Below are 17,102 nucleotides of genomic sequence, written 5' to 3' on the forward strand. Positions count from 1 at the left end.
ATGTAATAGAGAGCGTTATTAATAAAACTATAGTAGTAACAAAACAAACTACCATACTATAAATAAAGAAAAGCAATAATTAAATTACAAAGGTTTATGAAATCTCGAATGCAAGGTTCGAATTTTCATGATTTTTAATTTAACTTTTTTGAAATGAACCTATTAACAGGATCACAATAGCATAATTAATATACGTATATATCCCGAATAAATGAAGAGTAATTAAACGAGTATATTACCTATAATCGTAATCTTTGTGTAGTTTACTAGCGAGTGCCTGTTCCCATCTATCGCCATTTTGCAGTAATCTTTCCTTATCGTAAATAAGTGCGGTATGAGTTAGACTTGCAAACTCAAAATTAGGACCTTCAACTATTGCATCTACAGGGCAAGCTTCCTGACATAATCCGCAATAAATGCATTTTGTCATATCTATATCATAACGAGTAGTACGCCTGCTGCCGTCTTCTCGTTCGTCCGCTTCAATTATTATCGCTTGTGCCGGACAAATCGCCTCACAGAGTTTGCACGCAATGCAGCGTTCTTCACCGTTTTCATAGCGACGCAGGGCATGTTCACCCTTAAATCTTGGACTAACAGGGCTTTTTTCATAAGGATAATTTATGGTAACTTTGGGCTTAAAGAAATACTTTAAAGTCAAAGCCATCCCCCTTACTATCTCATATAGAAAAAACGATTTTAAATAGTTTATCATAAAAATTATATATTAAAGATCGATGTATTTCTGCGGGGCGTTGCCCGCATGGATACCGATTCGTCATTGCGAGCAGCCGTAGGCTGCGTGGCAATCTCATCAAATATCCTGAGATTGTTTCGTCAATTACTTCGTAATTTCCTCGCAATGACGGGTAAACCGATCAAGCAACAATGACAATAACACCTAAATACTCGGTAAATTATCTGTATAAACAAGCACGCTTGATACTAACACCACCCAAAATAAAGTTAGAGGTAAAAATACTTTCCAGCCAAGTCGCATTAATTGATCATAGCGATATCTTGGTAAGGTCGCTCTAATCCATAAAAAACAAAACAATAAGAATCCGACCTTAAATACAAACCAAAAGAACCCCGGAATACAATCTAACCACGATATATTAAAGGGCGGCAAGTAACCTCCTAAAAAGAAAATCGTAGTCATTGCACTAACTAATATCATATTAGCATATTCACCTAGAAAAAATAAAGCAAATCCCATAGAGGAATATTCAACATTATAGCCAGCGACTAACTCCGATTCTGCTTCAGGTAAATCAAAAGGTAATCTATTTGTTTCGGCAAGCACCGAGATAAAAAACACGACACCCATAGGTAGTAGCATTAAATCAATCCACCACGGCATTGTTCTTTGTGCTTCAATGATCTCACTTAAATTGAGAGTACCGGTAGTAAGTAGCACGGTAATAATAACCAGCCCCATCGACACTTCATAAGAAATCATTTGGGCAGAGGAACGTATAGCTCCTAAAAAAGCATATTTTGAGTTACTAGCCCAGCCGGCAATAATAATGCCGTAAACACTTAAAGAGGAAATAGCAAGAATATATAAAACACCTACATTAATATCTGCCAGAACTACGCCCTTTGCAAAGGGTATAACTGCCCAGCCGATTAAACTTAATATAAAAGTTATCATCGGTGCTAAAATAAATAATATTTTATCGGAATTGGTTGGAATGATCGGCTCTTTGAATAAGAGCTTAACCGCATCGGCAATAGGCTGAAGTAATCCAAACGGGCCGACAACATTAGGTCCTCGTCGAAGCTGCATTAATCCAATAACACGACGCTCTGCATATGTTAAATACGCAACGCACAATATTAAAGGGATAGTAATTGCAACTACCTTTAGAGCGATGATAATTAACGGAAAAATATATTCAAAAAAGAGTTCTAGCATGATTGTACTCTTATTATATCATTCCCGCAAAAGTGGGAATCCAGAAAATAATTTACAAAAAAAGAGCTGGATTCCCGCTTTTGCGGGAATGACATACGGGGTGAGAATAGCATATTTTTCATCATGCCGCCTCCTCGTCTCTTGCTTCCTTAGCCTCAACGCACTTAGCCATAGTGACCGAATTTTTACTAATCACGTCAGTCATATAATAATTAATAGGTTCTGCAGTTATAGGCTCTTTTGATAACTTATCTTTAGAGCTAAACTTACTAAATTTATTTTCTATAATTCTATCAATACTAGCAAATACCTTATATCCTTTAGCAAGCCTTACTCTTACTTCTTGCAAATTATCCATTCCGATATCTATTTTTAGATAACCGGTAAGCTCTTTAATAATTTCTATATCTTCTTTAGCTCCCCCTACAGGCGATACTGCTTTTTCTGCTATTTGCGGTCTACCTTCTAAATTTACGTAAATTCCGCTCTGCTCGGTATAAGCAGCCGCAGGTAAAATGACGTCAGCACTGCTAGCACCTGCGTCCCCGTGATGTCCTTGATATATTATAAAAGTCGATTTCAGCTTATCAAATGGGACAGCGTCCGCTCCAAGTAAATAAGCGAGTTCCAACTCTTCGAGCTTAATAGGAGTATTAAAACCAATATCAAGGCCGCCAACTATAGAAGCATGATTATGCAATATATTAAATCCTTTCCAATCATCACGCATAATATTATATTCAGTCACTATCTTATGAATAAGCGACAATATAGCATATCCGTCATCTCTTGCATATACACCGTCACCTACTATAATCATCAGATATTTTGCTGCTTTTAAGGCTTTCGTAAACTCATGAGTACCAATGGCTAGCTCCTCAATAATCTTAATATCACTTCCTAAATCCTGAATTTTATAGGTTTGGTTATGCCCTCCACCTATTCTTGCTACTTTTAGTGAGTCGGCACGTACTCGCATACCTATTCTACTATTTAATACTGGAGCTATTTGCCTTGGATTTGCTCCGATTAGCAAACATAAATCAGCCTTTTCTATCTCTGCAATAGTAGTATTAAATAAATAATTGCCTCGCTGCGTGGTATCTAGTTTATAGTTAAACTGATTAACGCTGTAATTATTAGAGCCAAGCTTTTGCAATAATGTTTTTAACATAAACATTGCTTCGACAGAAGAGAGAGAACCAGCAATAGCAGCAGTCTTTTCTGGTTTTACGGATTTTATTTTATCCGCTACTGTCTTTAAAGCTTCACTCCAGCTAGCTTCTACTAACTTACCGTTTTTTCTGATATAAGGACGATCCAAGCGCTGATATTTTAAACCGTCATAACTAAAACGATTCTTATCTGAAAGCCACTCTTCATTTATTTCTTCATTAACACGAGGTAATATCCTCATTACCTCATCGCCTCTACTATCAATACGAATATTAGAGCCTTCGGCATCATGCACTCCAATACTAGCGGTATGTTTTAGCTCCCATTTACGAGCTTTAAAAGCATAAGGCTTAGAGTTCAAAGCACCGACGGGACAAATATCGATCATATTACCAGAAATTTCGGAATATAAAGTTTGCTCTAAATATGAAGTTACTTCCATGTGTTCTCCACGGTGAATAGCTCCCATTTCCTCTATTCCCGCTATATCGCTCGCAAATCTAATACATCTTGTGCATTGTATGCATCTAGTCATCGCTGTTTTAATCAGCGGTCCCATATATTTATCTTTAATAGATCTCTTATTTTCGTGGAATCTATTAGTACCTTTGCCATATCTGAAAGCCTGATCCTGTAAATCACACTCTCCGCCCTGATCACAAATAGGACAATCTAAAGGATGGTTAATCAGTAAAAACTCCATCACCCCTTCACGTGCTTTTTTTACCATAGGCGTATCGGTATGAATAACCATACCGTTACTTACCGGCATAGCACAAGAAGCTATAGGCTTTGGTGATTTTTCCATTTCAACCAAGCACATACGGCAATTACCAGCGATTTTTAGACGCTCATGATAACAAAAATGAGGGATTTCTTTTCCTGCTTGTGTACAGGCTTGATAAACGGTGCTACCTTCTAATACTTCTATTTCAGAACCGTCTACGTTCAACTTTATCATTTTTATTTTATCCAATAAGTCATAGGGTTTGGGTATGCTTTGTCTTCTATCATATATTTAAAACCGATGGCAACACGAAGTATATACCAAACAGCGAGTATAAAGTATAGTACTACTCCAATCATGATAAACGTAAATATAAAACATACAATCCACCCAAGAACCCCAAGGCAAAAAGTACGAAATAAAAACACGTAATGACTAATTGCAAAGTTATCGCCTTTATCTTTGTTAAGATATGCAAAAAATACCCCGATTAACGGCAATATTGGAGCCACTATCCCGCATAAATATAATATATATACCACAATTAAATTTTTCTTACCGCTCTCGGTATATTCTTTAAGATGCTTGTCCATATTTTTACCTCTTTATGTCGTTCCCGTGTGGCGTTGTTGCATGGCTATCTGAGTTGTCATTGCGAGCAGCCGTAGGCTGCGTGGCAACCTCATGAAATAATAACAAACTCCCAAGATTGCGTACGTACAATTGCTACGCAATTTCCTCGCAATGACGATACCAGCAAACTACCCATTCAAACTCTCTACCACAAAATGCATAATACTGCTGTGCTTTATATAATTTATCTCATTATCCGTAAATATTTGCAATATTAAATCGATTGTTCTTATTTCACCTGTTTGTTTTTTTATCACGCATTTAACAGGATTATAAGAGCTTATATTCTCGCTTAAGCCTGTAATGTCAATAGTTTCTGAACCGTCTAACTTTAAATCTAATCTTGTATTATTGCCGGTAAAAGTTAGCGGTAAAATACCCATACCTACTAAATTTGAGCGATGTATTCGCTCAAAGCTCTCGGCAATCACTGCCTTTACACCAAGCAACCCAAGTCCTTTTGCTGCCCAGTCTCTAGATGAGCCGCTGCCATATTCTTTACCTGCAAAAATCACTACCGGTACATCATGAGCTTTGTAGTCCATAGCTGCATCGTAGATAGTTTGCTGCGTACCGCTTAACTGGTTTATGGTAAACCCGCCTTCTACACCTTTACACATCTCATTTTTTATACGAATATTAGCAAATGTGCCACGCATCATTACTTCATGATTTCCTCTACGTGATCCGTAAGAGTTGAAATCTAGAGGCTCTACATGATGGTCCGTTAAATATTTAGCAGCAGGACTGGTTTTACTAATACTACCTGCCGGCGAAATATGATCGGTAGTAATAGAATCACCGAGAATTGCTAGAATTTTTGCAGATTTTATATCTTGTATATTATTCTTGCTGCCTATATCCTCAAAATAAGGCGGATTATTAATATATGTACTATTCTTATTCCAGTTATAAGTAGAACTATTAGTAACCTGTAAATCTTTCCACTCTTTCGTTCCGCTAAATATATCAGAATATTTTTCTATAAACATAAAGGAATTGATTGAATTTGCAATAACTTCATCTATCTCTTCTTTGCTTGGCCAAATATCTTTTAAATAAATATTTTCTCCTATGGGCATATTTGTTAGATCTATATTAAGAGTGCCGCTAAGTGCATATGCTACGACTAAAATAGGCGAGCCGAGATAGCTTGCTTTAGTAAGCGGATTAATTCGCCCTTCAAAATTCCTATTACCAGATAAAACAGAAGCAACAACTAACCCGTTTTTGTTAATAGTTTCCTCTATTTCCGGATTTAGAGGTCCGGAATTACCGATGCAAGTAGTGCAGCCGTAACCTACTAGATTAAACCCTAATTCATCTAAATATTTATCAAGACCACTAAGCTTCAAATATTCCGTTACGACTTTTGAACCAGGAGCAAGAGAAGTTTTAACCCAAGGTTTTACCTTTAACCCGTGTTCTAGTGCTTTTTTAGCAAGAAGTGCTGCACCAATCATAACCGAAGGATTAGAAGTATTAGTACAGCTAGTAATTGCTGCAATTACCACATCGCCGTTACCGATTTCGTAATTCTGATTTGCTACGGCATATTTTTTATCAATGTCTTTATTTTCTAAAGCAAAATTCGGTAATTCATATTTAAAATTACTTGCTACATCGTTTAAGTTTACTCGATCTTGCGGACGTTTTGGACCGGCAAGTGAACTATGTACCGTAGATAAATCTAGCTCTAAAACCTCGGTATATTCTGCCGCATGTTCAAAATCATACCAAAGATTCTGCGCGGTTGCGTATTTCTCTACTAATCTGATTTGCGTTTTTTCTCTACCTGTTAGCTCTAGATATTTTATAGTTTCTTGATCAATCGGGAAAAAGCCGCAAGTAGCACCGTATTCAGGCGACATATTAGAAATAGTAGCACGATCGGCAATCGTTAGGTTTTTAAGCCCCTCACCGAAAAACTCGACAAATTTACCTACTACTTTCTTTTTCCGCAACATTTCGGTAACGGTTAAAACTAAATCGGTTGCGGTAGCTATGCCTGTTAATTTTCCTGTTAGTTTTACCCCAATTACCTCCGGCAGGATCATAGTAAGAGGTTGACCTAGCATGGCAGCTTCTGCCTCTATTCCGCCGACTCCCCAACCAAGCACCGATAAACCGTTTACCATAGTTGTATGGCTATCCGTTCCAACTAAACTATCAGGATAAAGGGTGCCGTCTTTATGCCACACGACTTTTGCTAAATATTCTAAATTTACCTGATGACAAATACCCGTACCCGGTGGCACTACTTTAAAATTATTAAATGCTTGCTGCCCCCATTTAAGAAATGCATAACGCTCTATATTACGTTTCATTTCCATTTGAACATTTTTATCGAATGAATCCTTAGCTGCATAAGAATCAACGCTTACGGAATGGTCTATTACCAAATCAACAGGAATAAGCGGGTTAATTTTTAATGGATCGCCTCCTATTTTCTTCATCGCATCACGCATCGCAGCCAAATCTACAATAGCAGGTACACCGGTAAAGTCCTGCATCAAAACCCTTGCCGGCATAAAATCTATTTCCGCATCAGATTTTTTAGTTTTTAGCCATTCTTTAAATACAAGTAAGCTTTGCTTTGAACCATTAGAACGTAATACATTCTCAAATAATACTCTTAAACTATATGGAAGCTTTTTTAAGGGAAGATCGATATCGCTTGCCGCTTTATTTATATCGTAAATTTTGTATGAAGTATTATCGACTGATAACTTTTGTATATATTCTGAATTATGTACTTTTGACATTTGTTTCTCACTTGATTATGTGGAATGAACATCGTCATTGCGAGCAGCCGTAGACTGCGTGGCAATCTCAGGAAGTTTGACAAGATTGCTGCGTCGCTTCGCTCCTCGCAATGACGGAAAAAAGCCTTGCAATGACATTAAAATAACCTTATCCCAAAACGTAGATTTTTCAAACAAATTAATGTTGATCTGATAAAGGTTTTTGAAGATCGAGAAGCTTAGTTGCTATTTCTGCTTCACTTAAATTCGTAACGTTAATAGCCGTTTCCGTAGCTATATTAATATAATTTGCCGTTACTTCGGTTACACCGCCGGAAATAAGATAAGTGTTTTCGGATTTATGCATATCATCTATATAAACCTGCACTAAACCGGCTTTTAAACTAACAACCATCGGAACGTGACTCGGCAGCACTCCAAACATACCTTCCTCGCCCGGCATTGTTACCATTTTAGCTTGCTTTTCAAATGCAATACTTAAAGGAGTAATTATTTTGACTAGAATTGTTGCGTTCATAGAATAATATAGTAAAATTACTACGTCATTCCCGCGTAGGCGGGAATGACATCAACGTCACTTCAACGTCCGCGCCTTTTCTACAGCCTCGTCTATAGTTCCGACCATATAAAAAGCAGCTTCCGGTAAATCATCGTATTTACCCTCTATAAGTCCTTTAAAGCCTGCGATAGTCTCGGCTAGATTAACAAATTTGCCTTCAGCTCCGGTAAATACTTCAGCGACATGGAAAGGCTGCGATAAGAAACGCTGTATTTTTCTAGCACGTACCACGGTTAGTTTATCTTCTTCGGATAGCTCATCCATACCTAAAATAGCGATAATATCCTGCAACGATTTATAAGTTTGTAAAACCTGCTGCACTTGTCTTGCTACACTATAATGTTCTTCACCAACAATCATCGGATCAAGTACCTGCGAATTACTATCTAACGGGTCAACTGCCGGATAAATCCCAAGCTCGGCTATCTGACGGCTAAGTACCGTTGTAGCATCTAAATGTGCAAAAGAAGTAGCAGGAGCAGGATCAGTTAAATCATCCGCCGGTACATATATAGCCTGCACGGAAGTTATTGAGCCGTGCTTAGTAGAGGTGATACGCTCTTGTAGTTTGCCCATATCGGTTGCAAGAGTAGGCTGATACCCTACCGCTGATGGAATCCTACCGAGTAACGCCGATACTTCAGAACCTGCTTGAGTAAAACGGAAAATATTATCTACAAAAAACAAAACATCTTGCCCTTCATTCATATCTCTAAAACTCTCCGCAATGGTCAGACCGCTTAACGCAACTCTTGCCCTTGCTCCCGACGGCTCGTTCATTTGTCCATAAACTAAAGCTACTTTTGACTTTTCAGGCTCTGCAAGGTTAATAACACCCGAGTCAATCATTTCATGGTAAAGATCATTACCTTCTCTAGTTCTCTCACCGACTCCTGCAAATACCGTATAACCGCCGTGTGCTTTAGCTACGTTATTAATAAGCTCCATTATAAGCACGGTTTTACCGACTCCTGCACCACCGAATAGTCCTATTTTACCGCCTTTAGTATAAGGAGCAAGTAAATCAATAACTTTAATACCGGTTACTAATATATTACGCTCGGTTGACTGATTGGTAAAATCAGGAGCAGGCTTATATATAGAAGAAATATTTGAGCTTTTAATGTCTCCTTTACCGTCAATCGGCTCACCTACAACATTCATAATACGCCCAAGCGTCTCAGTACCTACAGGAATACGAATAGGACTACCTGTATCTATTACTTCTAAGCCCCGCACTAACCCTTCCGTAGAATCCATAGCAATACAACGCACCGTATCATCACCTATATGTTGTGCTACTTCCAGTACTATCCTTTGTTTATCGTTATAGCACTCTAGAGCATTTAAAATTTCCGGTAACTCACCGTTATTCGTAAATTTTACATCCACCACCGCTGAAATAATCTGAGTAATTTTTCCAATATTTTTTGTCATGATCTTTTCTTTTGTTAAAAAATATACTACAAATAAAATGAAGAGCAGATAGACGCAGTTTAATGTGGAAAAGAGCAAGGCGTTTCATATTTTTTGACCGCAGTGTACATACTAGTACGTGAGGAGCAAAAAATATGAAACAACGACGCCAATTTTTCAAATTAAACGAGTATATCTAAACCGCTTCTGAACCGGCTATAATCTCTATTAATTCCGTAGTAATAATAGCCTGTCTTGATCTATTTAGCTTTAAAACTAACTTGCTTATTAAATCATTAGCATTATTTGTTGCATTTTCCATAGCGGTCATTCTAGCTCCCTCCTCACTTGCTCTACTTTGTAGTAAAGCATAATTTATTTGGGAATTCACATATAAATTAATTAGATTAGAAATGAGATTCTCTCCCTCATATTCATAATTATAGTCAATTGATTTGGACTCGCCTACTATGTCACTCGTCGCTCTCCTATTGTTTATATGCTTCGCTCCTCGTTCCTTGTATCCGAACCCGACTAAATTAACTATAGGATTATCTATCATAGAATCATCCTGATATTTTGCTACCGGTAAAATCTGTTGTCTAGTCATAATTTGAGTCATTGCGTTCTTAAATTTATTAAAATATATAACACAATTACTAACTTCTAGATTTTCTACTGCCGACATAATTTTTTGTTTTACTTGTAGCATCAGATTTTCATCATGAATTTTGGGTAACTCAAAATAACTATCAATATAATTTACATATTGCCTTTTTAGTGCTTCGTAACCTTTTTTTCCAATAATGATAAGTTTTATTTGTTCGCCTTTATTTTCTAACTCTTTAATATCATTCTTAACTTGCTTAATTATACTGTAATTAAACGTTCCGCATAAACCACGCTGTGACGTCATAACTATCAATAAATTTGCTTTATTCGGCACGGTATTAAAAAATTTCTGCTCTTCTATAGATAACTCATACATATCAATTGATAATATAGCAGACATCATTTTACTAATAGCCTCAATATAAAAATTTGAATTGGCTATTTGACTCTTTATTTTTGCCATTTTAGAAGCTGATACTAGTTGCATTGCTTTAGTAATCTTTTGTGTAGATTTAACGCTTTTAATTCTAGTTCTTAACTGCTTTAAATTTGACATATTTATTTAGTATTTTTATGTTATTGCGCGGAGCGAAGCTTTGTTGCAATCTTGTCAAATATCCTGAGATTGCCACGCTCCTTTCAGTCGCTCGCAATGACGACTTAGTATCCAAACAAAAACAACATCATCTTATTTAACAAATTCCTTAACGAAGTCTTCTAAAAATGCTTTCAGTTTCTGCTCGGTTTCTTCAGTTATACGTTGCTCGTTTTTTATTGATTCCAAAATATCTTTTTTATTTAACCTTATCTCCGTAAGCATTTTATCTTCAAATTCTTTTACTTTCTGAAGCGGGACATCATTTAAATATTTCTTAGTTCCGACATAAATACTTACTATTTGTTCTTCTACCGGAAAAGGATGATATTGAGCTTGTTTTAATATCTCAACTAATCTTTTACCGTGATCGATTTGTGCTTTAGTGGCAGGGTCCAAATCTGATCCAAATTGCGAGAAAGACTCAAGCTCTCTAAATTGAGCAAGCTCTAGCTTTACCGAACCTGCTACCTGCTTCATAGCCTTTATTTGTGCTGCAGAACCAACACGGCTTACCGAAATACCGACATTAACGGCAGGTCTTACGCCTTTATAAAATAGCTCACTTTCTAAGAAAATTTGACCGTCGGTAATCGAAATAACATTTGTTGGGATATATGCGGATACGTCACCTGCCTGCGTTTCGATTATAGGAAGAGCAGTAAGTGAACCGCTGCCTTTTTCCTCTGACATTTTAGCAGCACGCTCAAGCAACCTTGAATGCAGATAGAACACGTCGCCGGGATAGGCTTCTCGCCCTGGAGGTCTTCTAAGTAACAATGAGATTTGTCTATATGCAACGGCATGCTTACTTAAATCATCATAAATAATAAGTGCGTGCATACCGTTATCACGAAAATATTCGCCCATACTACAGGCAGAATAAGGGGCAATGAATTGAAGAGCTGCAGCTTCCGAAGCAGTAACCGAAACAATGAGTGTATAGTCCATGGCTCCGGCACCTTCTAGTTTTTTTACTATTTGTGCAACACTTGATCTTTTCTGCCCAATAGCTACATAAATACAATAAATTTTATCACTTTCATTAGTAAGTGAATGAGCTTGTTTTTGATTAATAATAGTATCAACGGCTATAGCCGTTTTTCCGGTTTGCCTATCACCGATTATTAACTCTCTTTGTCCTCTACCTATTGGGATTAATGAATCTATAGCCTTTATTCCGGTTTGTACGGGTTCACTCACACTCGTTCTTTCTATTATCCCCGGAGCCTTCATCTCGATATGTCTGTACTCCTTACTTGCAATATCGCCTTTGCCGTCAATAGGATTACCTAGAGCATCAACAACACGACCAAGCAAAGCTTTGCCTACCGGTACTGCTAAAACTTCTTTAGTTCTTTTGACATTATCACCTTGCTGTACTTGGTTATCATCCCCCATAATTACAGCACCAACACTATCGTTTTCCAAGTTTAAAACAAGGCCCTTAACACCGGATTTAAATTCTACCACTTCACCGGATTTTACATTAGCAAGACCGTAAATTTGGGCTATACCGTCACCGACGGTTATTACCTGCCCCACTTCCTCAAGCTCACTTAAGCAATTAATATTAGCTATTTCCTTTTGTAATATTTCAGCTACTTCAATAGGCTTTAGTTTCATGTGGTTTATGTCTCCTAATTTTCTTGTCATTGCGAACGAGCATTGCCCGTGTGGATGAGCAGCCGTAGACCTCGTGGCAATCTCATAAAACATCCTGAGATTGCTTCGTCAATTACTTAGTAATTTCCTCGCAATGACTATATAAATATCTATGCAGCAATATTAACTGTCTTTAAAGCTTTCGTTATTTTCTCTAAACTACCTTTTATTGAGTAATCTTGCAACATACTATCATATTTAATGACAATACCGCCAATAATAGTACTATCTATATCAAATAATATTTCTGTTTTTTGATTTAATTCTTTTTCTATACGAGATTTAATCCACTCCTGCTCTTTAGGTTGTAACTTATTTGCAGAAATAACCTGAACTATCTTTATATTTTTACTTTCATATAGTAAAGTATTATAAGCATCTACTATATTAGATAAAATAGCAGTACGAGAATTTTTTACCAATAACAATAAAAAATTTTGTACTATTGTACTAATTTTGATATTTTTTGCTAACGAATTGACTGCGTTAATTTTGTCGTTCTTATTTACTATAGGAGACAATAGGAACTCTCTAATATCAAAATTATCGGTAATTATACGGTTTATAGAAGTAATTTCTTCAAAGATCTTATCTTGTATATTATCAACCATAGCGTTATTAAATAACGCTACTGCATAATTCTCGATTAAATTACCTTTGTTCATTTTCTTAATTTATATCTCCGAAGTAAAGTGAAACGCATATACGAAGATCAACTTCAACAAGAGCAAGGAGTCTATAAGACGAGGAGCGGAGCGTATACTTAATACGTGAGCACCACAGCTCTTATAAGACGACGTAGCCAATTTTTGAAGTTCATCGAGTATTATATATTTATTATATATGTATTGCCCTATCATAAGCAGAGAATACTGATTCATGCATCATTTCCGATAAAGTCGGATGCGGGAAGATAGTGTTAATTAAATCCAACTCCGTTCCTTCTAAATTTTTTGACACCACATATCCTTGTATTAATTCTGTAACTTCCGAGCCTATCATATGAGCTCCAAGCAACTCACCCGTCTTAGCATCAAATATAGTTTTAATTAAGCCATCGCTATCACCGCTTACTAAAGCCTTACCGTTAGCTATAAAAGGAAATCTGCCTATTTTAAGCTCATAACCTAAGGTTTTTGCTGCTTCTTCAGTCAAACCGACGCTTGCTATTTGCGGCGAAGAATAAGTGCAACCAGGAATATTATGTTTATTAATAGCATGCGGTTTTAAGCCCGCTATGCTTTCCGCTGCAATAATACCTTCATGGCTTGCTTTATGAGCTAAACAAGGCACTCCTGCTACATCACCTATAGCATAAATTCCTGATGCCGCAGTTTGCATTAACCCGTTAGTAGTTATATAGCCGTTTTCTACTTTAATTTTTGTTTTCTCAAGACCTAAATTTTCCGTATTAGCTGTAATACCTACTGCCATAAGTAAAATTTCAGCTTGTAATTTTTGTGTTTTATCTGTTAACTCTAACTCAACTTCTATCTTATCTTTTGATTTTGTTTGCTTAATTAACTTAGCATTTGTAATAATTTTTATACCTTTCTTCTCAAAGCTCTTATAAGCGATTCCGGTAATTTCCGTATCTTCAGCAGGCAATATTCTATTATGTGCCTCAATTACGGTAACATCTACACCAATACCATTATAAAACGAAGCGAATTCTATACCGATTGCACCTGAGCCGACAATAATCATAGATTTCGGCACATGCTGCGGTATCATAGCTTCTTTAGCAGTCCAAATTTGTTTACCGTCAGGCTTAAAGCCTTTTAAAATCCTAGATCTTGCTCCGGTAGCTATAATAATATTTCCTGCTTTTACTGTAGGTTTATCATTTATATTTATTACCTTATTTCCTGCAAGACTTGCTACTCCGTCTATCACGGTAACTTTGTTTTTTTTCAGTAGTAACTTAATACCACCTACAAGCTTATTTGAAATCTCTCTTGAGCGTTCGACTATTTTCTTAATGTTGATTTCAGCACCTTTAGCATCAATTCCATAATCTTTAGCATGTTTTATATATTCAAAAACCTCAGCAGATTTAAGCAGGGATTTAGTCGGTATACAACCCCAATTAAGACATACCCCACCCAAATGCTCTTTTTCTATTAATACAACTTTTTTCTTTAATTGTGCTGCTCTAATTGCTGCAACATATCCACCTGGACCACCGCCTATAACGGCGACATCATATTGTTCCATTTTATTTTTATTTTGTTAGTTTGTTTGTTATGAACATTAACGTCATTGCGAGGAGATGCGCAGCATCGACGCAGCAATCTCAGGAATCATACACTATCTCCTGAGATTGCCACGCTCCCTTCAGTCGCTTGCAATGACGAAAATGGAAATGATACTAGGGTATACTACTCTTCAGCATCCATCTATTCTTTTCATGCACCTTAATTCGTCCAATAATCATATCGGCTGTAGCCTCATCGCCCTCTGCTTGTGCTACTTTGAGTCCCTTATGTATCTCTAATAATATCTTGATCTTTTGCTAGATTTTTAAGCATCTCATTTGCTGTTGCGTTTGGATTTGCCTCATCTATAGATACAAGTTTTATTAAATCTGATAATACGGAAACTTTAGCATTTAAACTGCTTATTCTTTCAGCAAGCTCATCTAAGCTTTCAGCTAAATCTTCATACTGCCCCTAAAATAATAAATGTAGACTTCTAAACTCTGCTCCTTCTACATTCCAATGATAATTTTGTGTTTTAAAATATAAAGCATAGCTATCTGCTAAAATTTGTTCTAAAGCTTTTACTACTTGCATAATACCCTTAAATTTCTATGAACTTTTTGACTTTATAACATTTCTTTAGATACTTCAAGTGATATTGAAATTTATATAATTTTACCTAATTGCAATGATTATATATTAATTATTAATTTTTGTTAATAATTTCTTGACTATCAAATAAGTACTGCTGACTATGCCCTTCAATTTTAAAAATCCAAAGGAATAGCAAAATGATACATCAATTAACTTCATTTTTAACCACTGTGGCAAGAATTACTACAGCAAGAGCAACAATTGGAGATCAAGAATATAATATGCTTCAAATAGGATATAACGGAGAAAATTATTATATAGATCCTACTACAAAAAATTTAATTGTATCGCATTGTCCTAAAAACAATATGGCAGCGATGGAGTGTAGCAAAGGAATTGAATTATTAAATAGCGATATCATGAACCTAATATTTAGAGGGTTTTTCAAAATAAAGAAAGCGCTAACTATAGACGAGGCTATTATTACTGCAGTTAATGATAATGGAGACGATATACGAGATTATATATTTAAAAAACAAGGTGATAATACTTTTATGTATGAGGAAGCATTGATGAAAATATGTCAAGAAAATTTTCGTTATTATTCTGATCCACAAAATTATACTAAAATTTAAAACCCTACTATTGAGTATATACTTAATACTGCAGCAACTAATAACCCTATTACTATAGGTTATAGTAAAGGATGCGAAATATTTGAGGTACTTAAAGGCAATAATTTGAATGGAATTTCTTCAGAAATAAAGGATTTAATATCTAACCCGATATCTAGCACTACTCAAGGTACTAGCACAATAGAAAACTTATTAGAACTCATAACAAAAGACTTATCTGAAATAGCAGCTAATCCGATTAATAACACAATAACAAGTTCTACTGCCGAAATTTCTGAATCAATCTTTTCCGATAACACTGAAAGTTGGACTGGAACGGGAATAAATTTAATTAATAACACCGTAGCAAACCTTACTAATACTGCTTTCAATACAACTTACAACTCTCAAGAAAATATGTTTGATGAGAGTGATAACAATAATTCCTTGGTTGCTCAATATATAAGCATTGGCACAGCTGTAGTTGCCTCCATAGCTGTTATAATAGGTGTAGGGGTAACTTGGTATGTTAGAAATAAAAACGCAAAAAAAGCTAAATTAAAACAATATATTGATGAAATTGAAGCTGAAAAACTTGCTGCTGAAATTTGTTACTACTGAAAATAACACTCTACTTGATAATAATCATGCTGTGGTAGATATGACCGGAGTCTCCTGTGAAGAAGAAGGTACTTTAGTATAGATAACCTAGAGTATTGCTTTTTAATCAACAACCAATAGCAAATTCACTGTTGGTTGTTCCTCGAAAATAAAAATTGAGATTTATTTCAATTCTTTATTTATCAATTCTTTTATTTCGCTGCTTCTTTAGAACGTCGCCCTGCATAAGAATCATAATTTTTATTATCTTCAATGAAATGTACAAAGAAAACTGTTCTGTCATTTTTTTGTAGCCAACCTATAAACCATCCGATTTTACGATCCTTTAACTTTACAGTTCTATCTTGGCTAAGTTTATTACCGCTGCCTGTTTTACCGTAACGCTTCCAACAATCTACAAGATCTTCAATAAACAAAATATTTTTAGTCATTTCTTGGGCTTTAACACTTACAGGCAATTTATTCTCTGCTAGTTTCTGAAGAAAAGCTAATTGTTCTTACGGTAAAATTTCTAAAGAACTAGAAAACCATGCATTAGTTAAACCGTTATTCTTTCCTTTATCTCCTGAAATATCACGATTACCATAATCAAATTTTGTTACATAATCACGAAATTTTTCAATACCTAATTCTTTAGTAATAATCTGAGAATACCAAACACAGCTATTCTTCATCTAATCTTTAGGTGTTTGGGATTGTTTCCAAACTTCAAGATAGTCAGCATATCATTCTTTAAAAGGTAGTTTTGGATAAGTTTCATCAATTAAAAACCCATCATCATAACCCATTAAACTTATAGCAATTTTAAATGTTGAGCATGGAGCATAACGAGACTCGCAATTACCTTATTGTTTTATAATTTTATCATTTTCATTAACTAAAAAACAATCCGCTTGAGTTATAAAAGGTATAGTAAGTGATATTAGGGCAGTGAGATATAAAATAATTTTTTTCATAGGTTAAAATAAAAATAGGTGGTTTTGTTGCATGACATAGAGAACAG

At 35.7% G+C, this 17,102-nt stretch carries 13 protein-coding genes and 2 pseudogenes; 2 read left to right on the forward strand and 13 right to left on the reverse strand.

All coding sequences use genetic code 11. The annotated features are described in order from the left end of the window. Positions 1-235 precede the first annotated feature (235 nt). The 12 genes and pseudogenes from nuoI to MCI_RS08490 all read right to left on the reverse strand — a co-directional run bounded on the left by nuoI (position 236) and on the right by MCI_RS08490 (position 14,864). The gene (gene nuoI / locus MCI_RS03225; protein WP_014409638.1) at positions 236-715 is read right to left on the reverse strand and encodes an NADH-quinone oxidoreductase subunit NuoI; all 480 of its coding nucleotides are present in this window, start codon (positions 713-715) and stop codon (positions 236-238) included. Positions 716-901: 186 nt separating this feature from the next. Next, positions 902-1,921, reverse strand: a complete 1,020-nt coding sequence (gene nuoH / locus MCI_RS03230; protein ID WP_014409639.1) for an NADH-quinone oxidoreductase subunit NuoH — start codon at positions 1,919-1,921, stop codon at positions 902-904. Positions 1,922-2,042: 121 nt separating this feature from the next. Further along, positions 2,043-4,058, reverse strand: a complete 2,016-nt coding sequence (nuoG, locus tag MCI_RS03235; protein ID WP_014409640.1) for an NADH-quinone oxidoreductase subunit NuoG — start codon at positions 4,056-4,058, stop codon at positions 2,043-2,045. A 2-nt stretch (positions 4,059-4,060) separates the two neighbouring features. After that, positions 4,061-4,417, reverse strand: coding sequence for a DUF4870 family protein (locus MCI_RS03240; protein WP_012153185.1), 357 nt, complete (start codon positions 4,415-4,417; stop codon positions 4,061-4,063). 168 nt (positions 4,418-4,585) lie between these two features. Continuing rightward, positions 4,586-7,222, reverse strand: coding sequence for an aconitate hydratase AcnA (gene acnA, locus MCI_RS03245; protein WP_014409641.1), 2,637 nt, complete (start codon positions 7,220-7,222; stop codon positions 4,586-4,588). Positions 7,223-7,400: 178 nt separating this feature from the next. Then, positions 7,401-7,739: a F0F1 ATP synthase subunit epsilon gene (locus MCI_RS03250; protein WP_014409642.1), complete on the reverse strand. Its 339-nt coding sequence runs from the start codon at positions 7,737-7,739 to the stop codon at positions 7,401-7,403. A gap of 57 nt (positions 7,740-7,796) precedes the next feature. Beyond that, positions 7,797-9,218, reverse strand: a complete 1,422-nt coding sequence (atpD, locus tag MCI_RS03255) for a F0F1 ATP synthase subunit beta (RefSeq protein ID WP_014409643.1) — start codon at positions 9,216-9,218, stop codon at positions 7,797-7,799. A gap of 175 nt (positions 9,219-9,393) precedes the next feature. Beyond that, entirely contained in the window at positions 9,394-10,365 is a 972-nt protein-coding gene (gene atpG, locus MCI_RS03260; RefSeq protein ID WP_014409644.1) for an ATP synthase F1 subunit gamma, read from the reverse strand. Positions 10,366-10,497: 132 nt separating this feature from the next. Further along, entirely contained in the window at positions 10,498-12,030 is a 1,533-nt protein-coding gene (gene atpA, locus MCI_RS03265; protein WP_014409645.1) for a F0F1 ATP synthase subunit alpha, read from the reverse strand. Between the two features lie 149 nt (positions 12,031-12,179). After that, entirely contained in the window at positions 12,180-12,734 is a 555-nt protein-coding gene (gene atpH, locus MCI_RS03270) for an ATP synthase F1 subunit delta (protein ID WP_014409646.1), read from the reverse strand. Positions 12,735-12,906: 172 nt separating this feature from the next. Further along, positions 12,907-14,286: a dihydrolipoyl dehydrogenase gene (gene lpdA / locus MCI_RS03275; protein ID WP_014409647.1), complete on the reverse strand. Its 1,380-nt coding sequence runs from the start codon at positions 14,284-14,286 to the stop codon at positions 12,907-12,909. A 154-nt stretch (positions 14,287-14,440) separates the two neighbouring features. Continuing rightward, positions 14,441-14,864 (reverse strand): annotated as a pseudogene (locus MCI_RS08490) (Dps family protein). A gap of 197 nt (positions 14,865-15,061) precedes the next feature. Here MCI_RS08490 and MCI_RS03285 point away from each other — a divergent pair. Both MCI_RS03285 and MCI_RS09725 read left to right on the forward strand, forming a co-directional pair. Further along, positions 15,062-15,499: a hypothetical protein gene (locus tag MCI_RS03285; RefSeq protein ID WP_014409649.1), complete on the forward strand. Its 438-nt coding sequence runs from the start codon at positions 15,062-15,064 to the stop codon at positions 15,497-15,499. Positions 15,500-15,604: 105 nt separating this feature from the next. Beyond that, a complete protein-coding gene (locus MCI_RS09725) occupies positions 15,605-16,099 on the forward strand; it encodes a hypothetical protein (protein ID WP_232202726.1) in 495 nt (164 codons plus the stop codon). 191 nt (positions 16,100-16,290) lie between these two features. On the opposite strand, the pseudogene blaOXA reads toward MCI_RS09725, so the two are convergent. Continuing rightward, positions 16,291-17,055: pseudogene (blaOXA, locus tag MCI_RS10500) on the reverse strand (class D beta-lactamase). Positions 17,056-17,102: the final 47 nt, after the last annotated feature.

Origin of the sequence: Rickettsia montanensis str. OSU 85-930 (genome assembly GCF_000284175.1) — a bacterium.
Lineage (GTDB): Bacteria > Pseudomonadota > Alphaproteobacteria > Rickettsiales > Rickettsiaceae > Rickettsia > Rickettsia rickettsii.

Excerpts from the sequence above, each read along its gene's own strand:
- acnA (WP_014409641.1), bottom strand. The coding sequence starts at position 7,222 with ATGTCAAAAGTACATAATTCAGAATATATACAAAAGTTATCAGTCGAT.
- nuoG (WP_014409640.1), bottom strand. The coding sequence starts at position 4,058 with ATGATAAAGTTGAACGTAGACGGTTCTGAAATAGAAGTATTAGAAGGT.
- atpA (WP_014409645.1), bottom strand. The coding sequence starts at position 12,030 with ATGAAACTAAAGCCTATTGAAGTAGCTGAAATATTACAAAAGGAAATA.
- MCI_RS03240 (WP_012153185.1), bottom strand. The coding sequence starts at position 4,417 with ATGGACAAGCATCTTAAAGAATATACCGAGAGCGGTAAGAAAAATTTA.
- nuoI (WP_014409638.1), bottom strand. The coding sequence starts at position 715 with ATGATAAACTATTTAAAATCGTTTTTTCTATATGAGATAGTAAGGGGG.
- atpH (WP_014409646.1), bottom strand. The coding sequence starts at position 12,734 with ATGAACAAAGGTAATTTAATCGAGAATTATGCAGTAGCGTTATTTAAT.
- atpG (WP_014409644.1), bottom strand. The coding sequence starts at position 10,365 with ATGTCAAATTTAAAGCAGTTAAGAACTAGAATTAAAAGCGTTAAATCT.
- MCI_RS03250 (WP_014409642.1), bottom strand. The coding sequence starts at position 7,739 with ATGAACGCAACAATTCTAGTCAAAATAATTACTCCTTTAAGTATTGCA.
- atpD (WP_014409643.1), bottom strand. The coding sequence starts at position 9,218 with ATGACAAAAAATATTGGAAAAATTACTCAGATTATTTCAGCGGTGGTG.
- lpdA (WP_014409647.1), bottom strand. The coding sequence starts at position 14,286 with ATGGAACAATATGATGTCGCCGTTATAGGCGGTGGTCCAGGTGGATAT.
- MCI_RS03285 (WP_014409649.1), top strand. The coding sequence starts at position 15,062 with ATGATACATCAATTAACTTCATTTTTAACCACTGTGGCAAGAATTACT.
- nuoH (WP_014409639.1), bottom strand. The coding sequence starts at position 1,921 with ATGCTAGAACTCTTTTTTGAATATATTTTTCCGTTAATTATCATCGCT.